The 23,833-nt window shown below is 65.9% G+C and carries 20 protein-coding genes and 1 pseudogene; 13 read left to right on the forward strand and 8 right to left on the reverse strand.

Translation table 11 applies throughout. The annotated features are described in order from the left end of the window. Positions 1–11: 11 nt before the first annotated feature. The 5 genes and pseudogenes from tdh (at position 12) to M8523_RS07190 (ending at position 5,164) form a co-directional block, all read left to right on the forward strand. A complete protein-coding gene (tdh, locus tag M8523_RS07170) occupies positions 12–1,040 on the forward strand; it encodes an L-threonine 3-dehydrogenase (protein ID WP_282584154.1) in 1,029 nt (342 codons plus the stop codon). 41 nt (positions 1,041–1,081) lie between these two features. Continuing rightward, complete coding sequence (gene thrC, locus M8523_RS07175) at positions 1,082–2,494, forward strand: threonine synthase (protein ID WP_282584217.1); 1,413 nt, start codon at positions 1,082–1,084, stop codon at positions 2,492–2,494. Between the two features lie 133 nt (positions 2,495–2,627). Further along, positions 2,628–3,002: pseudogene (locus M8523_RS07180) on the forward strand (phosphotransferase); the annotation flags it as partial. Positions 3,003–3,120: 118 nt separating this feature from the next. After that, positions 3,121–4,170, forward strand: a complete 1,050-nt coding sequence (locus M8523_RS07185; protein ID WP_282584155.1) for a helix-turn-helix transcriptional regulator — start codon at positions 3,121–3,123, stop codon at positions 4,168–4,170. 112 nt (positions 4,171–4,282) lie between these two features. Beyond that, positions 4,283–5,164: an SMP-30/gluconolactonase/LRE family protein gene (locus M8523_RS07190; protein ID WP_282584156.1), complete on the forward strand. Its 882-nt coding sequence runs from the start codon at positions 4,283–4,285 to the stop codon at positions 5,162–5,164. Between the two features lie 27 nt (positions 5,165–5,191). On the opposite strand, the gene M8523_RS07195 is transcribed toward M8523_RS07190, so the two are convergent. After that, on the reverse strand, positions 5,192–5,977 hold the full coding sequence (locus M8523_RS07195) for an MBL fold metallo-hydrolase (protein WP_282584157.1): 786 nt from the start codon (positions 5,975–5,977) through the stop codon (positions 5,192–5,194). On the opposite strand from M8523_RS07195, the gene M8523_RS07200 reads away from it, so the two are divergent. From M8523_RS07200 to M8523_RS07220, 5 genes are all read left to right on the forward strand, one after another. After that, a complete protein-coding gene (locus M8523_RS07200) occupies positions 5,976–7,112 on the forward strand; it encodes a hypothetical protein (RefSeq protein WP_282584158.1) in 1,137 nt (378 codons plus the stop codon). The genes M8523_RS07195 and M8523_RS07200 overlap by 2 nt on opposite strands. A 144-nt stretch (positions 7,113–7,256) precedes the next feature. Further along, positions 7,257–8,915, forward strand: a complete 1,659-nt coding sequence (locus tag M8523_RS07205; protein WP_282584159.1) for an ABC transporter substrate-binding protein — start codon at positions 7,257–7,259, stop codon at positions 8,913–8,915. A gap of 58 nt (positions 8,916–8,973) precedes the next feature. Continuing rightward, positions 8,974–9,987 carry an ABC transporter permease gene (locus M8523_RS07210; RefSeq protein WP_282584160.1) on the forward strand — a complete coding sequence of 338 codons (1,014 nt, stop codon included), beginning with the start codon at positions 8,974–8,976 and terminating at the stop codon, positions 9,985–9,987. Beyond that, positions 9,984–10,850 (forward strand): ABC transporter permease, encoded by an 867-nt coding sequence (locus tag M8523_RS07215; protein ID WP_282584161.1) that lies wholly within the window; start codon positions 9,984–9,986, stop codon positions 10,848–10,850. The genes M8523_RS07210 and M8523_RS07215 overlap by 4 nt, the downstream gene beginning before the upstream one ends. 5 nt (positions 10,851–10,855) lie before the next feature. Further along, entirely contained in the window at positions 10,856–12,880 is a 2,025-nt protein-coding gene (locus M8523_RS07220; RefSeq protein WP_282584162.1) for an ABC transporter ATP-binding protein, read from the forward strand. Between the two features lie 567 nt (positions 12,881–13,447). Here M8523_RS07220 and M8523_RS07225 read toward each other — a convergent pair. After that, positions 13,448–14,479, reverse strand: a complete 1,032-nt coding sequence (locus tag M8523_RS07225) for a GlxA family transcriptional regulator (protein WP_282584163.1) — start codon at positions 14,477–14,479, stop codon at positions 13,448–13,450. A 310-nt stretch (positions 14,480–14,789) separates the two neighbouring features. On the opposite strand from M8523_RS07225, the gene M8523_RS07230 reads away from it, so the two are divergent. The 3 genes from M8523_RS07230 to M8523_RS07240 are packed head-to-tail and all read left to right on the forward strand — an operon-like array spanning position 14,790 to position 17,039. Continuing rightward, positions 14,790–15,443 (forward strand): HD domain-containing protein, encoded by a 654-nt coding sequence (locus M8523_RS07230; RefSeq protein WP_282584164.1) that lies wholly within the window; start codon positions 14,790–14,792, stop codon positions 15,441–15,443. Positions 15,444–15,459: 16 nt separating this feature from the next. Next, positions 15,460–16,245, forward strand: a complete 786-nt coding sequence (locus M8523_RS07235; protein ID WP_282584165.1) for an alpha/beta fold hydrolase — start codon at positions 15,460–15,462, stop codon at positions 16,243–16,245. 47 nt (positions 16,246–16,292) lie between these two features. Then, positions 16,293–17,039, forward strand: coding sequence for an MBL fold metallo-hydrolase (locus M8523_RS07240; protein WP_282584166.1), 747 nt, complete (start codon positions 16,293–16,295; stop codon positions 17,037–17,039). 277 nt (positions 17,040–17,316) lie between these two features. Here the strand turns inward: M8523_RS07240 and M8523_RS07245 are convergent, their stop codons facing one another. From M8523_RS07245 to M8523_RS07270, 6 genes are all read right to left on the reverse strand, one after another. After that, on the reverse strand, positions 17,317–18,450 hold the full coding sequence (locus M8523_RS07245) for an ABC transporter ATP-binding protein (RefSeq protein ID WP_282584167.1): 1,134 nt from the start codon (positions 18,448–18,450) through the stop codon (positions 17,317–17,319). Positions 18,451–18,480: 30 nt separating this feature from the next. After that, the gene (locus M8523_RS07250) at positions 18,481–19,299 is read right to left on the reverse strand and encodes an ABC transporter permease (RefSeq protein WP_282584168.1); all 819 of its coding nucleotides are present in this window, start codon (positions 19,297–19,299) and stop codon (positions 18,481–18,483) included. Between the two features lie 3 nt (positions 19,300–19,302). Then, positions 19,303–20,529 carry an ABC transporter permease gene (locus tag M8523_RS07255; RefSeq protein ID WP_282584169.1) on the reverse strand — a complete coding sequence of 409 codons (1,227 nt, stop codon included), beginning with the start codon at positions 20,527–20,529 and terminating at the stop codon, positions 19,303–19,305. A 41-nt stretch (positions 20,530–20,570) separates the two neighbouring features. Continuing rightward, positions 20,571–21,641: an ABC transporter substrate-binding protein gene (locus M8523_RS07260; RefSeq protein ID WP_282584170.1), complete on the reverse strand. Its 1,071-nt coding sequence runs from the start codon at positions 21,639–21,641 to the stop codon at positions 20,571–20,573. A gap of 226 nt (positions 21,642–21,867) precedes the next feature. Next, positions 21,868–23,301 (reverse strand): UbiD family decarboxylase, encoded by a 1,434-nt coding sequence (locus M8523_RS07265; protein ID WP_282584171.1) that lies wholly within the window; start codon positions 23,299–23,301, stop codon positions 21,868–21,870. Between the two features lie 45 nt (positions 23,302–23,346). Beyond that, a complete protein-coding gene (locus M8523_RS07270) occupies positions 23,347–23,823 on the reverse strand; it encodes a MarR family winged helix-turn-helix transcriptional regulator (protein ID WP_282584172.1) in 477 nt (158 codons plus the stop codon). Positions 23,824–23,833: the final 10 nt, after the last annotated feature.

Consider the following 23,833-nt stretch of genomic DNA (forward strand, 5'->3'; position numbering starts at 1 on the left):
AGGTCCGCACCATGAAGGCGCTTGTGAAGGCCAAGGACGAGGCGGGTCTCTGGCTGCAGGACGAACCGGTCCCGAGCATCGGCCCCGACGAGGTGCTGATCCGCGTCGGGAAGACCGGCATCTGCGGCACCGACGTCCACATCTACGGCTGGGACGACTGGGCCCGGAAGACGATTCCCGTGCCCATGGTGGTCGGCCACGAATATGCGGGCGAGATCGTCGAGGTCGGGGCGGCGGTGCGCGGCTTGGCAATTGGCACCCGCGTGTCGGGCGAAGGCCATGTCATCGGCATGCAGAGCCGGGCCGCGCGCGGCGGTCGTTTCCACCTCGACCCGAAGACGCGCGGCATTGGCGTGAACATCCCCGGCGCCTTCGCGGAGTTCGTCAAGATCCCCGCCTTCAACGTGGTGCCGCTGCCCGACGACGTCGACGACGAGATGGGCGCCATCCTCGATCCGCTCGGCAATGCGGTGCATACGGCGCTGTCCTTCGACCTCGTGGGCGAGGACGTGCTCATCACCGGCGCGGGCCCGATCGGCATCATGAGCGCCGCGGTGGCCCGGCACGTGGGCGCCCGCCACGTCGTCATCACCGACGTCAACCCGACCCGGCTGGCGTTGGCCGCGCAGGTCACGGACGTCGTCCCGGTCGATATCTCGAAAGAGGATCTCGTCGCGGTGATGGACCGCCTCGGACTCAAGGAGGGCTTCGACGTCGGCCTCGAGATGAGCGGCGCGCCGGCCGCCTTCGAGGAAATGGTCGACCGCCTGGTGATGGGCGGCAAGATCGCCATGCTGGGCATCCCGACGAAGCCCTACGCGGTCGACTGGACCAAGGTCGTGTTCAAGATGCTGACCATCAAGGGCATCTACGGACGCGAGATGTTCGAGACCTGGCACAAGATGCTGGCGATGCTGCAGAGCGGCCTCGACGTGCGCAAGGTCATCACCCACCGGTTGCCCGTGCAGGATTTCGCCCGCGGCTTTGACCTGATGACGAAGGGTGAGTGCGGCAAGATCGTGCTTGATTGGACGGCGTGAGCCGCGCGGCTCGCCCGCTCGCTGACGTGAAGGAGGCCGCGATGCTCTATGGGTCCACCCGCGGTCAGGCGCCCGGAATCGACTTCGTCGAGGCCATGCTGACGGGCCTTGCCCCCGATGGCGGCCTTTATGTTCCCGAACGGTGGCCGACCTTGTCACGAGACACGATCGCCGGCTTTGCGGGCGCGCGTTATGCCGACGTCGCCAAGGTGGTGATCGGCGCCATGGTGGGCGACGCCATCGCATCCGCCGATCTCGACCGGATGATCGAAGCCGCCTACGCGCCGTTCCGCCACAAGGCCGTCTGCCCCCTGGTGCAGGCCGGCGACAACCTGTTCCTGCTCGAACTCTTCCACGGCCCGACCCTGGCCTTCAAGGACGTCGCGATGCGGCTGCTCGGGCAGTTGCTCGACCATGCGCCCAAGACCCGCGCCGCGCGCGCCACCATCGTGGGCGCCACCTCGGGCGATACCGGCAGCGCCGCCATCGACGCCTTCGGCGGCCTCGACCACGTCGACGTCTTCATCCTCTACCCGCATGGACGGGTGTCCGAGGTGCAGCGTCGGCAGATGACCGGCAGCCGTGCGCCCAACGTGCATGCCCTCGCGATCGAGGGCACGTTCGACGACTGTCAGGCCATGGTGAAGGGGCTGTTCGCCAGTCCGGGGTTTCGAGAGGAGATCGGGCTGTCGGTCGTGAATTCCATCAACTGGGCCCGCATCGCGGCCCAGACGGTCTATTACTTCACAGCCGCCGTGGCCCTGGGCGCTCCGGGGCGGCCCGTGTCCTTCGCGGTGCCGACCGGTAATTTCGGCGACATCTTCGCCGGCTGGGTGGCGAAGCGCATGGGCCTGCCGATCGAACGGCTGATGATCGGCACGAACGAGAACGACATCCTGGCCCGGACGCTCGCGACCGGCACCTACCAATTGCGCGGCGTCATACCGACCACTTCGCCGTCGATGGACATCCAGGTGTCGTCGAACTTCGAGCGGCTGCTATTCGAGGCCTCGGACCGGGACAGCGCCACCGTGGTCGATGCCATGGCCGAGCTGTCCCGCACGGGCGCTTTCCGCATCGCGCCGCAGGCCCTCGACAGGATCCGGTCAGAATTCGCCGCCGAGACCGTGGATGCCGCTGCGGTGACGGACGAGATCGCCGCCGTGCAGCGCGACAACGACTATACGCTCGACCCGCATACGGCCATCGGCCTGCGGGCGGCCCGCACGCTGCTGCGCCAGAACCCGACCACCCCGGTGGTGGCGCTCGCCACCGCGCATGCGGCCAAGTTCCCGGATGCGGTGGAGCGCGCTTCGGGTGTCCGCCCCAAGCTGCCGCCTCACCTCGCCGACCTGTTGGACAGGCCGGAGCGTGTGAGCGTGCTGCCGAATAGCCGGGCCGAGGTCGAGACCTTCATCCGGCGGCACGGACGGGTGGCGAAGCACCGCGCCTGACGGCGTCTCCGGATTTGGAAACATCAGGGGAGGGACACAGGCCATTGGCGGTTTACACGCATGTGACGAAAAGCGAACTCGACAGCCTGCTCCGCGACTTCGACCTGGGCCAGTTGCGCGCCTGCGGCGAACGATCCCCGGCGTGATCGACTTCTACTTCGCCTGCACCGACGCGTTCGCCTACGATCTGGCGATCTGTCTTAACGCCTGGTGTTTCAAGCCGGACGGCTGCTTCTCACCCGATCGCGGCCGGGCCGTGCTGGTGGGTTACGAGATTGTGCGGCCGCTCGAAGCCGCCGAACTCCGTGCCCTGCCGATCCTCTGTCGCGGCGCTGCCCTGCGCTTCCTGCTCACGCGGCTTATCGACTGGCTCGCTGTCCCGGCCGGTGCCCTGGTGGAAGCCAAGGATCCCCTGGAATACCTCCGCAAGTTGCGGTTCCATGGCACGGTGTCGGACGCGGCCGATTACGGTCATGCGAGCTTGCAGCCGCGACCGAGAACGGGGTGAGGATGGATCGGTCGGCATTCCTCTTGCAGGGTCTTCGTGACCTGCCGGGCGGATGCATCGGCCACCGGTCCAGTGGCTTTCGCGTGTGTCGCGCGCAGATGCGGGGAGTGGTTCGACAATGCCGGAATGGGATGCCCTGACGATCGATCGAACCGCGTCGGCCGCGCTGGGGCAAGCCGCGGCGGCCATCGGGCGCGAGCCCTTCTACCGCCTGCTGCTCGCCGCCGTCGGGTGCTTCATCCCTCACGATCTTTCGGCCGTGATGCGCTATTCGGCTTTCTCCAAGCCGGACCTGCTGCTCGGCACGGATTACGGTCCCGATTTCACGGGCAGCTATGCGCGGGACCTTTACCGGTACGATCCGTTCTACCGCTATTGGCGGGACGTGGCGCGGCCCGGCGTGGTGTCGCTCGCCGATGTGGTGGCGACCGAGGCCGACCGCCGCCATTACGTCGGCGCGATCCTGCACGACGTCAGCATCTCGGACGAGATCGGCATTTTTCTGCCGCCGATCGGGCAAAGCAGCGTGGCCCTCTTCCTGGACCGCCGCGCGGGTTCCTACACGGAACTGGACCTCGCCCGGGCACGCCTGATCTACGATCTTGTCGCGGGGCTGCATGCCGCGCATGTCGAGGTCGTGTTCGGGGATGGACAGATCGCCCGCGGCAATGCGGGGGCACTGTTGGCCGGCCCGAAACCGACCCGCGTCCTCGACAGAGAGCGGCACGAGATCGCACGCAACGTTGGCTGGAGCACCTGCGAGGCGCAGCACGAAACGATCCTGGCCGAGGCGCTCGCCGAACTCGCCGACGTGGGCGATGTGCGGATCGGCTGCACGCTCGTGCTCCACCGCACGGTTCTGCCGGCGACGTTCCATCTCGCACCCTCGGGCATCGTCGAGACGATCGAATCCTTCGGCCTGCCGCCCGTGTCGCCGAGCGAACTCGCGATCCCCGATAGCATGAGCCGTTTGCTCAGCCGGCGAGAGCAGGACATCGTCGGACTGATGCTGCGTGGCTACCCGACCAAGACGATCGCGGAACGCCTCGGCCTGACCCAGGGGACCGTGAAGAACTACCGACGCCGTATCTACGACAAGCTCGATGTGACCACCGAGCGCGAGGTGTTCCTGAGCTGCATGGCGGAGCGCGAGCTCGTCGAGCAATAGGTGCCCTGCGGCGCCTGGATCTGGAAGATGACCAAAGGCATCATCGACGTGCCCGGCGTCACCCGTAGGATTGGCCTCCCCGGACACATCAGTTCGTGAGCGAGGAACAAGCATGAGACGCATTCTCGTGGCCGTCGCGCTGCTAGTGGGCGCGGCCTCCGCCCAGGCGACCGAGATCAAGGTGATCGACGGCGCCGCCAAGTTCCCCGAGGGGCCGTTCGTCGAAAACGGCATCCTGTACTACGCCCAGTATGGCGCCGGCGAGATCGACAAGTGGGACGGGCAAACCCGCAGCGTCGTCTGGAGCAAGGCGGGGTCGGGCGCCAATGCGGTGCAACGCTTCGGCGACGGCTTCATCATCGCGGGTTACGACGACGGCACGATCGTACTGACCGATGCGGCCGGTAAAACCAGGCGCGTGATCGACCACGACACCGAAGGCAACCCCCTGGTCGGCCCGAACGACATCGCCCTCGACGGCAAGGGTGGAGCCTATGTGTCGCTCTCCGGCCCCTGGGAGCCCGGGCCGATCGTCGGCAAGATCGTGCACGTCACGGCCGACGGCACCGCGACCGTCATGGCCAAGGATATCCATTACGCGAACGGCCTTGTGCTCTCGAAGGACGGCGGAACGCTCTACGTCAACGAATCCGAGGCGAACCGCGTGATCCAGTTCGCGGTCGCGCCCGATGGCGCGCTCTCCGACCGGCGGCTGTTCCTGCGCTTGTACGAGCTGGGCGAACCGCCTTCGGCCTATCCCGACGGCATCAAGCTCGGCCCCGATGGCAACCTCTACATCGGCGAATACAGCGCCGGCCGCATCCTCATCGTCGATCCGGTGACCAAGAAGCTCGTCAAGACGATCGACGTCCCGTCCGCGGGAGCACCCAACGTCGCCTTCTCGGCCGATGGCAAGACGATGTATGTGACGGCCGTCGATGACAAATCGGGGGCGCCGTACCCCGGCAAGGTCTACGCCGTCACTGGGTTCTAGGCGAGACGGCGATTCCCCGGAAACCTTTCACGCTCCCAGAAGGCGCGACTGCTCGCGCGCCACCTCGTCGAGGCGGTCGCGGCCGAAACTCTCGCCGTGCCCGGGATGCACCAGCCGCACCGGGAGCCTCGCGAGGCGGGCCATGCTGTCGGCGCCCGCCCGCGGGTCCGACCCCGGCAGGTCGAAGAACATGCGGCCATCGTAGAGGGCGTCGGAGGTAAAGAGTAGGCCCGCTTCGGCGTCGTGGACCGCCAGCAGACCCGGCGAATGGCCCGGCACGTGGATCAGCGTCAGCACTCGCCCGCCGAGGTCGATCGCGTCGCCCTCGTCCACCAGCCGCGACGGGGCCGCCGGCCTGATCGCGTAATCGACCATGCTGAAGCCAGGGCGAGGCTGCGTGGAGAACACCGCATCGGTCAGCCAGCCCTGCCACATGGTGGCGTCCGGTGTCGGGTCGGCCAGGATGGCGGCTTCGGCCGGATGCGCCCAGCGCTCGGCAAACTCCCAAGCGCCGCCGATATGGTCATAATGGCTGTGGGTCAGCAGGCAGATCACCGGCCGGTCCACCAGGGCCTCTACGACCGGTCGCAACGGCGCGACCCCCACCCCGGCGTCGATCAGCAGCGCCCTGTCCCGCCCCGCCACCAGCCAGATGTTGGCCGCGTGGGCCGGGCCCAGGCCGCTTTCGCGAATGCGCCAGACCCCATGACCAAAGTCACTAACCCGGAACCAGTCCTCGCCGCTCATTGCTGCTAAGCTCCGTGATAGGTCCGCCCGCGATGGACGCGCGGTGCCGGTGCAGGAATCCTCCATGCCAAAGCTCGACCAAGTTGTCATCGTCTTCGAACCCGAGGCCGCCTGCCGCGACCACCTCGTGAAGCACGGCTATCCCGACGAGATCGCCCGGGAGGTCGCAACCTACCTGGCCCAGGCGACCGACCTCGCTGACTTCGCCGACGAGATCCGCACGGCGCTGCGGGCGGAGGGGCTCGACGTCACGTTCCTGCCGCTTGCCGAGGCCGCAGCCTCCCTGCCGCGCCTCGATCCGCAGCGGACGATCGTGTGGTGCCAGACCGACGGCATCCGGTTCTACCGGGGATCGTCGATCCCGACCCTGGCCCGCCTGCTCGGGCTGCCGCGCTACGGCTCGCCACCGACGACGCAGCACCTCTGCCAGGACAAGTTCGCATCGCTGGCCATGGCGGCGGGCGCCGGGCTGCCGGTGCCGCCGACGCGCCTCCTCGAAGGCGCCGTCACGCTAGCGGCCCTGCGCGACGCGGACCTCGACTGGGAGCGCGCCACCCTGTTCGTCAAGCCCGCCACCCTCGGGGCGAAGCTCGGCATCTTCGCCGACAGCCGTTGCACCGGCTTCGAGGCCGCCCAGGCGCTCGGGCAGCGCATCTGGGACCGGTATGCCGACCGCGCCGTGGTGCAGACCTATGTCGAGGGCGACGACGTGCGGGTCTCCTACATGGACACGGGCGGCGGCTTCCCGCGCCAGATCGGCATCGGCCGCCTGCGCAAGAACCTCGCGAGCGAGACCGGCGGCGCCTTCATGACGATGCGGGACAACGAGACCCTGTCGGGCGCCCGCGACACGCAAGGCGCGCGTGGCGCCTTCGGCCGGGAGCACGGCGCCGCCTTCACGCCCGAGATGGACGACCTCAGGGTCGCCACCACGCCGTTTGAGCAGGCCGCCACCGCCACGATCCTGACCCATGCCGATCGCCTGCGCCGCCTGCTGCCGCTGCAGGATTACTTCTCGATGGATTTCCGCATCGACGCGGCCGGCGCCCCGACCTTCTTCGAATTCGAGACCTGCCCGGCCGTCACGATCTACGACTTCCAGCACTATCTCGCGACAACCCACAAGCTGGAGCTTGGACCGGCCCTGGCCCGTTCGTTGCGGCTTGCCTTCGAGCGCGCAGGGACACAGGCTGAGGCGTGAGCAACGGGAGGGTCGCATCGCCCGCCAAACATGACCAAATGCACTATCGACGCCCCCTGCCACCGGCATAATCTCGAAACTGTCACATTGAACCCATTTCAGACACGCCCGCCGCTCCGCCCACCCCGCACCCCTCGAGATCCCATGGCCAACGACGACCACATCAGGACCCTGACGGCGGATCTGGAGGCGAAGCGGGTCAGCCGGCGGGAGTTCGTGCGCTTCGCGGCGCTCGTCGGCATGGCGGCCCCGGCCGCCTATGCGCTGGCGGGCACGATCACGGGCGAGCCCTTCGCGCCCCCGGCCGCCGCCGAGGCCCTGCCGAAGGGCGGCACGTGGCGGATCGGCACGCGCATCAAGGACATCAAGAGCCCGCACACCTTCTCCTGGGGCGAGCAGTCGAACGTCGCCCGGCAGGTCGTCGAATACCTGACCATGACGGGGGACGACAACGTCACCCGGCCCTATCTGGCCGAGAGCTGGGATGTCTCACCCGACCTGAAGACCTGGACGTTCCACATCCGCAAGGGTGTGAAATGGACCAAGGGCGACGAACTGACGGCCGACCACGTCATCTGGAACCTGAAGCGCTGCCTCGATCCGGCGGTCGGGTCCTCTATGATCGGCCTCGTCAAGGCCTACCTGCTCAACGAGGTGACGGGCCCCGACGGCAAGCCCACCACCGAACTGTGGGCCCCCAACGCCATCGAGAAGCTCGACGACCACACGGTGCGGCTCAACTGCAAGCTGCCCCAGGTCGCGGTGCCCGAACATCTCTTCCATTACCCGATGTCGATCCTCCACCCGGACGACAAGGGCGTGTTCGGGATTGGGGCCCAGGGTACCGGCCCGTTCGAACTGACCGAATTCGACCTCGGCAAGCGAGCCGTGTTGAAGCGCCGCACCGGCTATTGGGGCGGTGACGCGGCGATCGACGGCATGGAGCAGATCGACATCGGCGACGACCCCTCGGCCTCCATCGCGGCCCTGGCGTCGAAGCAGATCGATGGGCTCGCGAGCGCCTATCCGTCCCAGTACGACGCCCTCAAGGCCTTGACCCACCTGCAATATTACGACGTCAAGACGGCCGAGACCGGCGTCATGCGGATGAAGACAGACACCGCGCCCTTCAACGACGCGCGGGTCCGCAAGGCCATGCGTCTCGCGGTCGACCGCGAGGCCCTACTGCAGGTGGCCCTGCGCGGGCTCGGCTCCGTTGGGGCGGATTCGCATTGTTCGCCTGTGCTGCCCGATTACGGCACGGTGGCGATCCCCACGCGCGACGTCGCGGCCGCCAAGAAGCTGCTGGCCGAGGCCGGCCACCCCGACGGCATCGAGGCCGACCTCGTGGTGCCGAACGACATCGACTGGTTCCAGCCGATGGCGGAAGCGTCCCAGCAGATGTGGGCGGAAGCCGGCATCAAGATCAACCTGAAGCCGATCCCGGGCGCCTCCTACTGGGACGTGTGGACCAAGGTGCCGTTCGGCATCACCATCTGGTATCACCGCCCGCTCTGCACCATGCTGCTCGGGCTGGCCTACCGCACCGGCGTACCGTGGAATGAATCCGGCTGGTCCAACAAGGAGTTCGACGCGCTGCTGACGCAAGCCGAAGGCACGCTCGACCTCGCGAAGCGCAAGGAGATCCTGGCCAAGCTCGAAACCATCATGGAAGAGGACGGGCCGCTCGTGCAGCCCGTTTTCCGCAACGTCTTCTCGTTCCAGGACAAGCGGGTGAAGGGCTATACGGCCCATCCGTCGAACTACTTCTTCGGCTGGATGATCGGGCTCGATAAGGCTTGAGCGGTATGATGATCCGGCGCGATCCGGCTCCGCCCGTTTCATGCGGGATCGCCTGCCGGTGATTGTCCTCATCGCGCGCAAATTGCTCAGCGTGATCCTCACGCTGCTGCTCGCCTCGTTCCTGGTCTTCGCGGTCAGCGAGTTCTCGCCCGGCAACGTGGCGCGCAAGACGCTCGGCCCCTACGCGCCGCAGGAGAGCGTCGACCTGCTCTACCAGAAGCTCGGGTTGAAGGACCCGCTGGTGGAGCGCTACGGCCGCTGGCTCGGCATCCTGCTCGGCCTCAGGGCCGACCCGCTGCAGGACCCGGCTTTAAAACTGAATTTCGTCGATCCGCGCGGCGCGCGCTATTTCGGCAACTTCGGCTATTCGTCGCTCTACAAGGCGCCGGTCAACGACGTGATCTGGTCGCGGCTCGGCGCCACCGCGATGCTGGCCGGCATTGCCTTCGCGATCATCGTGCCGCTGTCGCTCACCCTGGGCATCCTGGCCGGGATGCGGGAGGGGGGCCTGCTCGATCGCACGATCTCAGTCTTCGGCATCGTGGCCACTTCCGTGCCCGAATTCGCCTCCGGGGTGTTCCTGGTGGCCCTCTTCGTGGTGCTGCTCGGCTGGCTGCCGGGCACGAGCCCGCTGACGACAGGCGGCGGCTGGCCCGTGTGGAGCCAGCTGGTCCTGCCCGTCAGCGTGCTGGTGCTCTACGACAGTGGCTATCTGGTCCGCATGGTGCGGGGCGCCATGGTGGATGTGATGAACCGCCCCTTCATCCGAACCGCGATGCTGAAGGGCCTCAGCTTTCCTCAGGTTGTGCTCCGGCACGGCCTGCGCAATGCGATGATCGCCCCCTTCACGGTGATCCTCCTGCAGATCAACTTCCTTATTTCCGGTGTCGTGGTGACGGAACTCGTCTTCGCCTATCCCGGCTTTGGCCGCATGATCCTCGACGCCTCGCTGTTCGGTGACATCTCGCTCATCGAGGCCGCGACCCTGATCGCGCTCTGCGTCGCGGTGACCACGCAGCTTCTCGGCGATGCCGGCTACGCCCTCCTCAACCCCCAGATCCGGCTGCGATGACGGCGATCGACCACCTGCCCGCCGAGCCGGTCACGCGGGCGCCCGGCCTGCTGCGTCGGCTGCCGACATCGGGGGTGGCGATGTGCGGCCTGGCCCTTATCCTGGTCTGGGTCCTGGCCGCGATCCTGGCACCGGTGCTGCCGCTCGATCCGCCCAACAAGTCGTTCTATGCCGCCTTGGCGCATTCCGCGCCCTCGGCGGCCCATTGGCTCGGGGTCGACAAGAGCGGCCGCGACATCCTGGCCCGCATCGTCTTCGGGGCCCGGCAGGTCCTCACGGTGGCGCCGACGGCCGCCATCGCGGCCTATCTGATCGGCTGTCCGCTCGGGCTCCTGGCCGGCTATTACGGCGGCTGGGTCGATGCCGCGATCAGCCGCCTCTGCGACGTCATCCTGTCGTTCCCCATCATCATCCTCTACGTCATCCTGATCTCGACCATCGGCCCCTCGGTGCTCAACATCGTGCTGGCCGTGGTGATCGCCGCGAGCCCGGGCATCGCCCGCATCGTGCGCGGCCTCACGCTCGAGCAGCGCCATCTCGACTATGTGGCGGCGGCCCAGCTCCGGCGTGAATCGGCCGTCTTCATCATGCTGGTCGAGCTGCTGCCGAACTGCCGCGGGCCGCTCATCACCGATTTCTGCCTGCGCATCGGCTACACGATCATCACCATCGGCATCATGGGCTTCCTTGGCCTCGGCCTGCCGCCGCCCGACCCCGACTGGGGCACGATGGTCAAGGAGGGCACCGTGATGATCTCGGTCCACCCCTATGTGTCGCTGTTCCCCGCCATCGCCATCGTGACGCTGGTGCTCGGCTTCAACCTGTTGGCCGACGGCCTGCGCGAACTCGCGCTGAAGGAATGAGCCGGATGACGTCGCCGCTCCTGTCGGTCGAGAATCTGCGGGTCGAATACCATGGCGCCTCCGGAGCCGTGACCGCGATACCGGACCTGAGCTTCGCGGTGCAGGCGGGCGAGAGCTACGGCATCGTGGGCGAATCCGGCTGCGGCAAGTCGACGTTGCTGATGGCGTTGATGCAGCACCTCGGCCGAACCGGGCGCATCGCGGGTGGCCGCATTCTGTTCGACGGCGCCGACCTGACGGCTGCGACGCGGCGCGGCATCGCCATGGTGTACCAAGACCCCAACGCCGCCCTCAACCCGACCATGACGATCGGCTCGCAACTGGCCGAAGTGCCGATGCTGGTCCCCGGCGTCGGCAAGCGCGAGGCCCTGGATCGCGCCCGGCAGATCCTGGCAGATGTGCAGCTTCCCAATCCCGAGCGCGTGATGGCGCGCTATCCCCACCAGATGTCCGGTGGCCAGAAGCAGCGCGTGGTGATCGCCATGGCGCTCTTGGCCAATCCCAAACTGCTGCTGCTCGACGAACCGACCACGGGCCTCGACGCGACCGTCGAGGCCGCGATCCTCGACCTGATCTCCGAGCTGCGGGCGCGGCACAACACGGCCCTGATCTATATCACCCACAACCTCGGCGTGGTAGCGCAGGTGTGCGACCGCGTCGGCGTCATGTATCTCGGCGACCTCGTCGAGGAAGCACCCGTGCGTGCGCTGTTCGCCACACCGAAGCACCCCTACACGCGGCGCCTGATGGCCTGCGTGCCGCATCTCGGCTCGACCAAACATTCGACGAGCTTCCTGCCCATCCCGGGGCAGCCGCCGAGCCTGGCGCGCCGCCCGCCCGGATGCCCGTTCGGCCCGCGCTGCGACGGTTTCGCGCCCGGTCGCTGCGACCACCCCGTGCCGGACGAGACGACCGAAGCGGATCACCGGGTGCGTTGCATCCGATGGGCCGAGCCCGGCGCCACCCTGGCCGCATCGGCGGCCCCCCTCGCGCCGAGCCTTCCCGATGACGAGGTCGTGCTGAAGGCGGCCGACATGTCGACGGTCTACACCTTCGCGGGCAGCGGATTCCGGGCTAGAAAGGTGCGGTTGCTGGCCAATGCGGGTCTCAGCTTCGAGGCCCACAAGGGTGGCGTGCTGGCCATCGTGGGTGAATCGGGCTCGGGAAAATCCTCCTTCGCGCGTGTCTTGTCCGGGCTTTACCCGTCGAGCGACGGCACCCTGGCGTTCGGCGGCGTGGATGTTGGCCGCCGCGACGTGACACAGCGCACGGCCGCAGAACTCGCCGCGATCCAGATGGTGTTCCAGAACCCGGACGCGACGCTCAATCCCTCGCACAGCACCGAATTCCCGCTGCGGCGCGTGCTGAAGAAGTTCGGCCTCGCCAAGGGCGAGCGCGCCATCTCGGCCGAGGTCGACCGCCTGTTCGATCTCGTGCGCCTGCCGCGCGGTCTGCGCCGGCAGCGGCCATCGCGCCTGTCCGGCGGCCAGAAGCAACGCGTGGCCATCGCGCGCGCCTTTGCGGCACAACCGCAGATCCTCGTGGCCGACGAACCCGTCTCGGCCCTCGACGTCTCGGTGCAGGCCGCCATCGTCAACCTGCTGCTGCAGATCCAGGCCGACAAGCGCACCACGATCCTGTTCATCAGCCACGACCTGGCGCTGGTCCATCATCTCGCCGATCACGTGGTCGTCATGTACCTGGGCAAGGTGATGGAACAGGGTCCCGTTGGACGCCTGTTCGCGCCGCCCTTCCATCCCTATACCGAAGCCCTACTCTCGGCGATCCCGGTCGCGGACCCGGACGCTGTGCAGAGCCGCATCCGCCTCAAGGGCGACATCCCGAGCCCAATCGACGTGCCGCCCGGCTGCCGCTTCGCGTCCCGCTGCCCGCGCCGCATCGGCGATATCTGCGACACGATCCCGCCTCCGCTTCGCGACACTGGAGAGGGGCACGAGATCCTCTGCCACATCCCTGTTATGACATTGTCAGAACTGCAGACAAAAAAGAACGAATTCGTTTTCAATTAGTGGTTTGTCTAATCTCAGAATCCAAGCTAAAGTCATAGTATAACTCATCATCATATGACCATCGATATCTATGGAAATGCCAGATATATAATTATTCTACGGTCAAATTATATATCTGGATATTTTTGTGTCTCATGCTGGACTATGTGTCTTCTTAGAGCATCTGATGCCTGATCGAACGCGTATCGCACCAGCGACAATCGGCCGATGAGCTTTGAGGAATGACTCACCGCGGCCATCACCGTGCGTGTCTTTGTTCTTTAATACCTCGACGTCGTTGACCCGGAGCGTCGAGTCCTTCAAGCCGTGTTCGGCTACCTCGATGGGATAGAACACAACCCGCGGCTATGCTGACCCAACATTGTTTCTCGGAATGTTGCTGGCTTGCCCAACGCAGCCCGGCATCAAACGTGCGCTTTTGCGAGGTGCAATGAAACGGCGCAATGCTGGGATGGGCGCCAGGCAGCCAGGCTGTTCCACGCTCAAGCTGGCCGAATCCGTCGGCCGGCATCAGAGGCTGTGGAAAAGCTAAGCGGACATCGGCGTTGAGAACGCCCACGCTGCACTTCAGGACGTATGAGAGGGGTGCCGCTGGCCGTCGTCGCTCGACACAGAGCAGGTAGAGGACGGCCGCGAAGCGGCCCGGAAGCTTTCCCGGTAGCGCTGCGGGCTAAGGCCCAAGCGCCGCTGGAAGACGGCCCGCATCTGCTCGGGGCCTGCGAAGCCGCAGTCGAAGGCCACCGTCTTCAAGGCGAGGTCGGTCGCCTCGAGGAAGTTGCGCGCCTGGTCGAGCCGAACGTTCTCGACGAAATCGTGCGGGGTCAGCCCCAACTCCTTCACGAAAAGCCGCGCGATGCTGCGGGTGCTCGTCCCAGCGATCTCGGCCAACCGTTCGACCGGAAATGACTCGCCAATATGCGCCATCACGTGATCCTGGACCTTGCCAAGCGGCGTGCTGTCGCCGGTGCGCCGCTGCAGGAGGGGGCTGAACTGCGACTGGCCTCCCTGGCGCTGGGTCACCACGAGTAACCGCTTGGCACAGGCGAGCGCAACGGCCGGGCCGTGATCCTCGGCGACGAGTTCCAGGGCCAGATCGATGCCCGCGGTCACACCGGCCGATGTGATCAGAGCGCCATCCCTGGCAAAGATGCGATCGTATTCGACGCGCGCGGCCGGGAACATCGCGGCAAGCTGGGCGGCGGCCTGCCAATGCGTGGTGACGGTCCTCCCGTCGAGAATACCAGCATGGCCCAGAATGAACGCTCCCGTGCAGATGGATCCGTAGAGACCTGCAACAACACCCCAGCGCTGCAGCCATGCGGACATGTCGATATCCTCGGCGGCTTCGGGCAAGGCAGGTCCCCCAGCGACCAGAACCGTGTCGAACCGGCGAGCCGCATCCCCAAAGGTTAAATGCGCAGCCAGAGGCATGCCGTTCGAGGCCCGGATCAACCTACGGTCCGACGCGAGCAGGACGAGGTCATACCCCTGGTCATCCGGCAGGAAGCCATTCGCCTCGGCAAAAACATCGAGAGGCCCTGCCACATCGAGCGCCTGCACGCCGTCGTGGATCAGCAAGGCAACCTCTTTCCTCGCCATCCATGCCTCCCCTCGCAGCCTCGAATCCGCGCCAGGCCGGCCTTGGCGGTACAGCGACACGGCAAGGGCAGCTTACCAACGCAGCTTGGCAGTTTTTCGGCGGTCAGCGCAATTGCTGCCGAATCCATATCGCGAGATACCAATGACGCCGACACGAGCGCGGCTCCGCACGGAGCGCAGATCGCCCGGCAGAAGACCTCAACAATGCTGACTGAGGGTCGGTCCACGCTGACTCCGCAGGGCTCGCACGGAGCACCGCGCATTCGTGCCGACACCCGTTCGGCATCTGATATCCGACAGGAGATTTCTCATGGCAACGCACATTGCCGCCAGCCTGCAGGGCGTCACCATCCCTGACAGCAAGCTCGGCCGCGCCATCACCGAATTCATTCGCGACACCGAGACCGAACTGCTCTTCAACCATTCGAGCCGTGTTTATCTGTTCGGGGCCCTGGCCGGCCGGCAGCGCGACCTGACGTTCGATCCCGAACTGCTTTACGCGGCCGCGATGTTCCACGATGTCGGCCTAATGCCGGCGCACAGCAGCCCACACCTGCGCTTCGAGGTCGATGGCGCCAATGCGGCGCGGGACTTCCTCACGAGCCACAAGGTCGATCCTTCCGATATCGAGAAGGTCTGGACCGGCATCGCGCTGCATACGACGCCGGGTGTGCCGGAGTTCATGCATCCGGTGATCGCGCTCACGACGGCGGGCGTCGAAATGGATGTCCTGGGTCTCACCTACGACTGGTATCCCGACGCGCAGCGCGAAGCCGTCGTGGCCGCGTTTCCGCGCACGCAGCACTTCAAGGAAGACATCATCCAGGCCTTCTACGACGGCATCAAGCACAAGCCGGACACCACCTTCGGCAACGTCAAAGCCGACGTGATCGCCGACAAGGAGCCGCATTTCCACAGGGGCAACTTCTGCGCGGTCATCCGCGGCTCGCATTGGCATGCCTGAGACAAGGAGGACGACGGTGACGACACGAACGATACAAACGCGGGGCGCGGAGATCGTCCTCGATGACACGGGCGAGGCTGAGCCGGCGCTGATCTTCCTCCATTACTGGGGCGGTTCGGCCCGCACCTGGAGCCCCGTGGTCGCGAGGCTTCCCGATGGAGCCCGCAAGGTCGCGATCAACCAGCGCGGCTGGGGCGGCTCGCGGGCGACCGATGGCGCGTATGATCTCCAAGCGCTAGGTGACGACGTCATGGACATCGTCGAGACACTCGGGATCGGCCGGTATGTCCTGGTCGGGCATTCCATGGGCGGCAAGGTGGCCCAGATCCTGGCCGGGCGTCGGGCCCGCGGCTTGTTGGGGCTTGTGCTGGTTGCCCCGGCGCCCCCGACGCCGATGCAGGTCCCGTCGGACGTCCGCACCAGCATGCTGGCGTCCTACCAGTCGCGCGAGGGCGTGATCGCAGCCTTGAAGGTTCTTGCGGGTCCGACGCTCGGCGATGCCCAGCGGGAGCAGGTCATCGAGGACACGCTCCGTGGCGATCCCGACGCCAAACGGTCCTGGCCGGAAAGCGGCATGTTGGTCGACATCAGCGGGGCGCTTGCCGGGCTCGATCTGCCCGTCGAGATCGTCCTCGCCGAACACGACCAGGTCGAGCGCGAAACCGTGCTGCGACCGCTGTTCTCAAACCACCTGCCCGGCGCGACGATCACGACCGACCCGGTGGCCGGCCATCTCGTTCCCCTGGAAGCGCCCCAGGCCGTCGCGGCCGCCTGCGCGCGCCTCCTCGCTCGCCTCCACTGAGGCGGTCGAAAGCGCGTTGCCGCCGTCTGTCACACCAGGAGAGTGCCATGAGCCCACATCGGATCGTCACCGTTCCCATCCTGCCAAGGGGTATGGTGAACAGCTTCCTCCTGATCGGGGAGCGGCCTGTCGTGGTGGACACCGGCGTGCCGGGAAGCGCGCCCAAGGTGCTGGCAGCGCTCGCACGCGAGGGGTTCGCGCCGGGAGACGTCTCGCTGATCCTGATCACCCATCGCCATGTCGACCACATCGGCAGCGCGGCAGCGGTCAAGCGCGCCACGGGCGCGCCGGTCGCCGTGCATGCCCTCGATGCCGAGTGGCTGAGAAAAGGCGACGGCGGCACGCGGCCCCCGACCGGCTGGGGCGGGCGCCTGCTGGATCTCACGGGCCTTCCATCACAGCGTGCCGCGCCGTGCGCCCCCGACCTCGTGATCGATCGTGACCTCCCGCTTGCACCCTACGGCGTAAGCGACGGCGTTGTCCTGCACACCCCGGGGCATACACCGGGCTCGATCTCGGCGCTTTTCCCCAACGGGGACGTCCTCGCCGGCGACCTCGTCATCGGTGGCATCTCGTTTCTCGGCGGCATCGCGCGCCTGGGGCATGCGAGGAAGCCCCCCTTCGAGGATGATCCCGGCGCCGTGCGGCAGAGCTTGACCGGATTGCTGGATCGGGGCGCAAGCCGGTTCTTTGTCGGTCACGGCGGACCGCTGATGGCGCGGGAGGTGCGGCGCTACATCGCCCGTGAACCCCGGTTAGGTATATTCAAAAGAGCTGCCATCCGGGCGGCATAATTGATCTGCCGCGCGGATCAGAATGTCTGCTCACGTGAAGAGTTTCGTACGCCTCACGGCGCCCGAAACTCTTCACGTGAGCGGAACGGCAGTTTTGGCGCATCGCCCGAGCGAAGCAGACGCAGGGCAGCAACGATGCGCTGTTGCGACCTGCCATCCTTTCTCGATCCAAAAGGGTTCAAGATTCCTTCATTCGCTTTACGATAGTTGGTCCGAAACGACGTCGCCGTTATAACGGAATGGGGTCAAAAAACCTGTATGCCCGCACGTGGTCTGCTCAGGCCTGACTCGCGAAGGCGACCGGGATGGGCGGGGCGGGGCGCGATCGTGGCGCGTAGATCGCACAATCCTGCGTGTTCCAGCCAACAGTCAGTTCCTGCCCCACGACGCCGAACGTCGCTGTGTCCTCGGGGAGCGACCTGCTGACAAGCTTCTGTCCGCCAGCGAGCCTGAGCGCGAGCTTCACGTGGTCACCGAAGAACACGACGGCTTCCACGACCGCACTGAAACTGTTCTCGCTCGAGTCCATCGCACTTTTCGGCCTGACCCGCACCTTTTCGGGCCGCACTGCCACGACGCCGTCGGTCTGGCCAGGAGACAGGTCGCCGTAGCGCGCCCGCACGGGCCCCGACCCGGCAAGTTCCGCTTCGCACTCGAGCCCGCTCGTGCGCGCGACCGCACAGGGCATCAGGTTGTTCTCACCGATAAACTGCGCCACAAAGGCATTGCTCGGGCGGGAATAGAGCTCCTCGGGTGAGCCCAGTTGTTCGATGGCACCGTTGCTGAAGATTGCGATGCGATCCGACATCGTCAGGGCTTCGCCCTGGTCGTGCGTCACATAGACCGCGGTCACGCCCAGGCGTTCGTGGATCGAGCGGATCTCGAGCTGCATGCTTTCGCGCAGTTGTCGATCGAGGGCGCCCAGCGGCTCGTCCATGAGAATGATCTTGGGTTCGAATACGAGCGCGCGCGCCACCGCGACCCGCTGCTGCTGCCCGCCGGAGAGCTGGAGGGGGCGCCGCCCGCCGAGGGTCGACAGGTGAACCATGTCCAGTGCCCGCTTCACCCGTTGCTCGATCTCGGCGGCGGGCCGTTTGCGCACCTGCAGCGGGAAGGCGATGTTCTCGCTCACCGTCATGTGCGGGAACAGGGCGTAGTTCTGGAACACCATGCCGATGTCGCGCCGGTGGGGCGGCACGCGGGCCAGCGAGCGGCCATCGAGAAGGATCTCGCCCGATGTCGGCGCCTCGAAACCGGCCAGCATCATGAGCGACGTCGTCTTTCCCGACCCCGAGGGACCAAGCATCGTCAGGAACTCGCCTTCCTCGATGTCGAGGTTGAGGTTCCGGACCACGGATGTGACCCCGTCGTAGGTCTTGGAGACGTCGGAATACCGGACGATGGCGTCCATCGGGTTCTCCTGTCGACGGTCGGCGGGGCGTTACCGCGCCGTCGCGACCTCGCGTTTCTTCATGAACTCGACGCCGACCATCAGCGCGAGCGAGAGGACGAGCATCACGGTCGCGGCCGCCGTGATAGTGAGGTCGACGAGATCGTTGGCCTGCATGTACATCTGCACCGGCAGCGTGCGCTGTGCCGGGCCGGCGATGAAGAGGGCGACGACCACGTCGTCGAACGATAGCGCAAAGGCGAAGATCGCGCCGGTGAAGACCCCGGAGGCAATCACCGGCAGGCAGACGCGCCGAAACGCCGTCAGGGGATTGGCGCCGAGGTTAGCGGCTGCGCGCAGGAGCGTCGTGTCGAATTTGGACAAGGTCGCCGACACGGTGATGACCACCAGTGGAGCCGCAAGCGCCGTATGGGCCAGGATCAGCCCCAGGTGGGTGTTGCCGAGCCCAACCTTCGCCAGAGCCAGATACATGCTGACCCCGGAGATTACGGCTGGCACGATCATCGGCGTCATAATCACCATCATGACCGCCTCTTTGCCGCGAAAACGCGCGCGCCAGAGTCCGAAAGCCGCGGCGACGCCGAGGATGGTCGCCAGCACGGACGCGCTCGTCGCAACCGCGAGGCTGTTGAGCACGGCGCGCAACCATTCGGGGGACGTAACGAGCTGGTGATACCAGCGCAGGCTGAAGCTCTGGATGGGATAATGGAACAGCGCCTTGTCGCTGAACGACAGGGGTATGAAGACCACGATGGGCCCGGCTAGATACAAGCACATCAACAGCGCGAAGAGGCGAATGGTCCAGACGCCGACCTTCTGCGGGAGCGTGGCGTAGGGGGAGATCCGCATGCGTCAGCCCAACACCATGGCGCTCTTCCCGGACAACCGCACGTAGAGCGCATAGAGCACAGCCACGGACAGGAGGAGGATGACCGAGAGTGCGGCGGCCAGTCCCCAGTTGAGCACGCGGTTGACGTAGAACGCGATGTAATACGGGAGGCCTTGGTCGTTCGGGCCCCCGAGCAAGGCTGGCACCACGAAGACGCCGAGGCACTGGATGAAGACTAGAAGCGCGCCGGCCCCGATGCCTGGAACCACCTGGGGCAGGTAGACGCGGCGGAACGCCATCCAGGGCCGCGCACCGAGCGAGGCCGCGGCGCGCATATGCTGCGGCGGGATCGTCTTCATCACGCTGTAGAGCGGCAGCACCATGTAGGGCAGGAAGATGTGAATCAGCGCGATGCAGAGCGCGAAGCGATTGTACATCAGGTCCAAGGGTTCCCGCACAAGGCCCAGACGCAGGAGTGCGTCATTGATGATGCCGGTGCGCTGCAGGAGAACCGACCACGACAGCGCCCGCACCAGCATGGCGGTCCAGAACGGCAGCAGGACGGTGAAGAGCAGGATGCGACTGACGCGATCAGATGAGGTCGCGGCCAGAAACGCGAACGGAAAACCCAGGAGAAGCGCCAGCGCGGTCACAGTGAACGCGATGCCGAATGTGCGGCCGATCGCAGCGAGAAAAACACGCTCGTAAGCAACCACGCGGGTGACCTTGCCCAGCTCGTCGCGGTGGAGATCCAGGGCCGTCAACAGGTAATGATCGGTCAGCGGGCCACTAGCCTGTTTGATCGCGACCCAACCCTCCATTGTGTCCCATTTGGGGGATATGCCGGTCAGGGCTTTGCGCGCGTCGCTTGGCGCGGCACCCTGCAGCCGCGATCGGGTTTTCATCATGAGGGCCCGCATGCCCGGCGTTCCGGTCTCAAGCCGCGCGGCCGCGTCGCCGAACAGCATCTGCGGCGCTGAGCCGATGTCCTCGACCAGGGCCGGATAGACTTGTGGCGGGATCTCCTTTGCCGGGGTCCAACCCGCCAGGGCCGCGACGGTCGCCGGCAAGGCGCGGGGGACCGCGAGGTCGGACACGCTGCGCGACAGCAACATGCCGATAGGGACGATGAAAACCAGGATGAGGAAGACGACGAGCGGGAGGATGAGGCCGATCGCGCGAAGCTGGGCGGCCCGCTGCGATCGCTTCAGGTCGCGCCACAGACGATCATGAGGTTCCGACGCCGACACGCTCCCGAAGGAAACCGCTGCGGATGCCGGCGCGGCCATGTTCACTGCGCGGCCCAGGCGTCGAAGCGCTTGCTCAAAGCATCGTAATGATTGACCCAGAACTGCGCGTCCGACCGCACCGCCTGCGCCATGTTACTGGGCAACGCCGACAGGTTGGGACGCAGCTCCGCCGGCACGAGGGCGACAGCCTCGCTATTCGGAACCGAGATCGCGAGCGCGTCGCTCAACACCGCCGCTGGTTTGGCATCGGAGGCGTAGTTCAGGAACTTGTAGGCAATGGCCTCGTGCTTGCTCCCTGCCAGCACCGCCCAGTAGTCGGTATGCGTGATGGCGTCCTTGCGGGTTGTACCGAAGTCCGTCTTCTGCGTGCGATTGAAGAAATAGATACCGTTGTCGTAAGTCGCCGACATCACGGTCTCGCCCGACGCCAGCAACTGCCGGGATTGGCCCGGATTCGTCCACCAGATGATGTTGGGCTTCAACTCATCGAGCTTCTTGAAGGCACGATCGACACCGGCGGGTGTCGCCAGCACCTTGTAGACATCGTCCCGCGGCACCCCATCGGCCATCAACGCGATCTCAAGGACATCCTGCGGAGACTTGACCATCGAGCGGCGCCCCGGCCAGGTCTTGGTATCCCAGAAGTCTGCCCAGGATGTCGGCTTGGTCGTCATCTTCGCGTTGTTGTAGGCAAGCGACGTGTTGTAGATCACGGAGGGCAGGCCACACGGCCGGTCCTCGTTCTTGATCACGAATTTGTCGAAGGACGAGATCTTCGCGGTGTCGAGATGCGCGAAGATGCCTTCGTCGCACCCTTGGATCACCTCGATATCCTCGGCATTCACGACGTCCCAGGTGTTGCCCCCGCCCTCCACCTTGGCACGAACGGCGCCGATCCCCCAGTCGCGATCATCGGACACGACATCGAGCTTGCTCTCCTCGCGGAACGGCTTCACCAGGGTGGTCTTGATGGCTTCGCCCAGGGGACCGCCCTGCAGCGACACCGTCAGATCCGCCGCTGCGGCACGACCGGCGAGAGCCGTGGTGCCTAAGAGAAACGCGGCGATGATTGTTGCGATCCGGTTTCGGCCTCTTGTGCACAGATCAACCATCTCACTCTTTCCTTCGCCACCGTCCGTCGATCGTTAGTCAATCAGGACACGATCACAGGACATTAAACAGCATACATCTTGTACATAATCTTTCGGCGTCAAAGTGCTGTCAAGAACAAGCCGGATCCCGGTGCTCCCGGAGTGCGGAAAGATTCCGCACGCCGCCCGGTCGTGAGGCATCGTGCCTGATTAGAGCGCCGAGTGGGTCTGGATGGGCCGGATTGCATCAGCGGTTCGGGCCGAGCAAGTGCCCCCACTTGCGTCGAACCTCCTCCGCCTGGCCCGGAGTGAGCGCAGAAGCACGCGGGTAGCTTTCCAGGTGCTGGAAAGGAATGCAGGCGTCGATGATCATCTTCGAATTCGACGTAAGACCGATGTCGCGCGCGGCTGCGGGAATGCGCGGATCGAGCGATGAGCTCCAGGCGTTCCGGATGATATCGACATCTTCCGAGGGCTCAGCGCGGGTGGTCACCGCCCACATGACGTCGGCGAGGCTGGAGGGATCGACATCGTCGTCCACCAACACGACGATGCGGCCCATGTAGCTGTTCGCGGCCGCGATGAGCCCCGCCCGTTTGGCATGGCCGGCGTAGCGCTGCTTCAGCGCGATCACGGTCATCAGTTGCGAGACGTGCTGCCAGGCGCCGACAATATCCGCGACACCGGCCGCCTCGAGGTTGCCCCAGATCCCGGCGGCCCGCAGCGGCAGGCCGAAGTGGAAGCGCGGCGGCTTCAGTGGCGGCGAGCCGAGCAGGATCGGGTCGTTTCGATGGTGAACAGCTTCCACGGTCATCACGGGAGCCGGCCGCTTGTCGGCCGCATAGTAGCCAGTGAACTCGCCGAACGGACCCTCGGGAAGGCTGACGGCCGGGAACGGCTGCAGATACCCTTCGAAAACGATCTCGGCCTTGGCCGGAATGGGCAAGCCGGTGAGGGGTCCCGGATGCACCTGCAGCGGACGCCCGCGGATCGCGCCGGCAAAATCCAGTTCAGAGGCCCCCTCGGGGAGGTATTCGAAGCCGGCGACGAACAGCGACGGATCCTCGCCGTGGACGATCGCGATCGGACAGGGTTCGCCACGATCCCAGTACTTGCGGGAGATCATGGCCCCGTGCCGGCCGTTGTGATCGAACTGCACCGTGACGCGGTTATGGCCGTGGACCTGCACCCGATAGATCGAGCAGTTGACCCACCCCGTGTCCGGGTCGCGTGTCAGCACGACGCTTCCGGAGCCGATATAAGGCCCGCCGTCCCCGTGGTGCCAGATCGGGGCCGGGAACGTGGTGATATCGACCGCCTCCCCGACCATCGCGTTTTCCAAAAAGGCGGCTGAGCCGACCGTCTCCGGCGCGATGGGCTTGATCTCGGTTCTCTTGCTTTTCCAGGCTTGCAGGGCTTGCAGCGGCGACAGGTCGGCGTCGAGGCCAAGTGCGAGCGCTGCGCGCGAGGCGCTCACCGTCGTGTTGGTGAAGATGCGGTGGCCAGCGGGATAGCCGGGAATCTTGTCGAACAGCAGGGCCGGCCGATGTTCGCTGCCGGCCGCGACCTCCGTGATAGCCCCGATCTCGTGCTCCAGCGCCGCCCCTTCGATCTTGCGCAGGTCGCCCCGTTTCTCGACAAGCTCGATGAAGTCGCGAAGATCGTCGTATTCGACAGCCATGGTGCCTCCTAAATACTGGTGGAGCTCCCGGGAGATGCCGGGGCGTTAGGGTCCCAGCCGCTCCTTGCGGGTCGGACGCCCGGCTTGTGGGTAGGCGGCGACGAGGCTGTCGGTCAGCCGCGCGAGCGTCGCGAACAGCGCATGCAGATCCGCCGGCGCCACGCCGCTTTTCGCAGTGGCGTTCACGGCTGCGGCGCGGCGCAAGAGCGCGTCGCGCATCGCAGTGCCTTCTGGCGTTAGGAAGATATTCACCCGGCGCCGGTCCTCCGCGCTGCGCACGCGCGTGATGAGCGTTTTCTTTTCGAGCTCGTCCAGGATGGTGGTGGAGGATGCGGTCTCGATGCCGACACGTCGCGACAACTCGGTCTGCGTCAACCCGTCCTCGGCCCACAGGCTATCGAGGTGAACGAACTGTCCGAACGAAATGCCCTCCTGGGCGAGTTCGAGGCGAAGCGCGCGACTGAAGGCCATGTGGGCCAGCCTCAGCCGCTTGCCGATCCCGATGTCGTAGTCTGTTCCCACGGACGCCCTT

Source organism: Lichenifustis flavocetrariae, from assembly GCF_026130545.1.
GTDB lineage: Bacteria > Pseudomonadota > Alphaproteobacteria > Rhizobiales > Beijerinckiaceae > Lichenihabitans > Lichenihabitans flavocetrariae.

Bases quoted from the DNA above. Each gene is read 5' to 3' on its own strand.
- M8523_RS07225 (WP_282584163.1), bottom strand. From the start codon at position 14,479: ATGGCGAGGAAAGAGGTTGCCTTGCTGATCCACGACGGCGTGCAGGCG.
- M8523_RS07200 (WP_282584158.1), top strand. From the start codon at position 5,976: ATGCCAAAGCTCGACCAAGTTGTCATCGTCTTCGAACCCGAGGCCGCC.
- M8523_RS07240 (WP_282584166.1), top strand. From the start codon at position 16,293: ATGAGCCCACATCGGATCGTCACCGTTCCCATCCTGCCAAGGGGTATG.
- M8523_RS07185 (WP_282584155.1), top strand. From the start codon at position 3,121: ATGCCGGAATGGGATGCCCTGACGATCGATCGAACCGCGTCGGCCGCG.
- M8523_RS07215 (WP_282584161.1), top strand. From the start codon at position 9,984: ATGACGGCGATCGACCACCTGCCCGCCGAGCCGGTCACGCGGGCGCCC.
- M8523_RS07190 (WP_282584156.1), top strand. From the start codon at position 4,283: ATGAGACGCATTCTCGTGGCCGTCGCGCTGCTAGTGGGCGCGGCCTCC.
- M8523_RS07265 (WP_282584171.1), bottom strand. From the start codon at position 23,301: ATGGCTGTCGAATACGACGATCTTCGCGACTTCATCGAGCTTGTCGAG.
- M8523_RS07220 (WP_282584162.1), top strand. From the start codon at position 10,856: ATGACGTCGCCGCTCCTGTCGGTCGAGAATCTGCGGGTCGAATACCAT.
- M8523_RS07195 (WP_282584157.1), bottom strand. From the start codon at position 5,977: ATGGAGGATTCCTGCACCGGCACCGCGCGTCCATCGCGGGCGGACCTA.
- M8523_RS07250 (WP_282584168.1), bottom strand. From the start codon at position 19,299: ATGCGGATCTCCCCCTACGCCACGCTCCCGCAGAAGGTCGGCGTCTGG.
- M8523_RS07205 (WP_282584159.1), top strand. From the start codon at position 7,257: ATGGCCAACGACGACCACATCAGGACCCTGACGGCGGATCTGGAGGCG.
- M8523_RS07245 (WP_282584167.1), bottom strand. From the start codon at position 18,450: ATGGACGCCATCGTCCGGTATTCCGACGTCTCCAAGACCTACGACGGG.
- M8523_RS07230 (WP_282584164.1), top strand. From the start codon at position 14,790: ATGGCAACGCACATTGCCGCCAGCCTGCAGGGCGTCACCATCCCTGAC.
- thrC (WP_282584217.1), top strand. From the start codon at position 1,082: ATGCTCTATGGGTCCACCCGCGGTCAGGCGCCCGGAATCGACTTCGTC.
- tdh (WP_282584154.1), top strand. From the start codon at position 12: ATGAAGGCGCTTGTGAAGGCCAAGGACGAGGCGGGTCTCTGGCTGCAG.
- M8523_RS07260 (WP_282584170.1), bottom strand. From the start codon at position 21,641: ATGGTTGATCTGTGCACAAGAGGCCGAAACCGGATCGCAACAATCATC.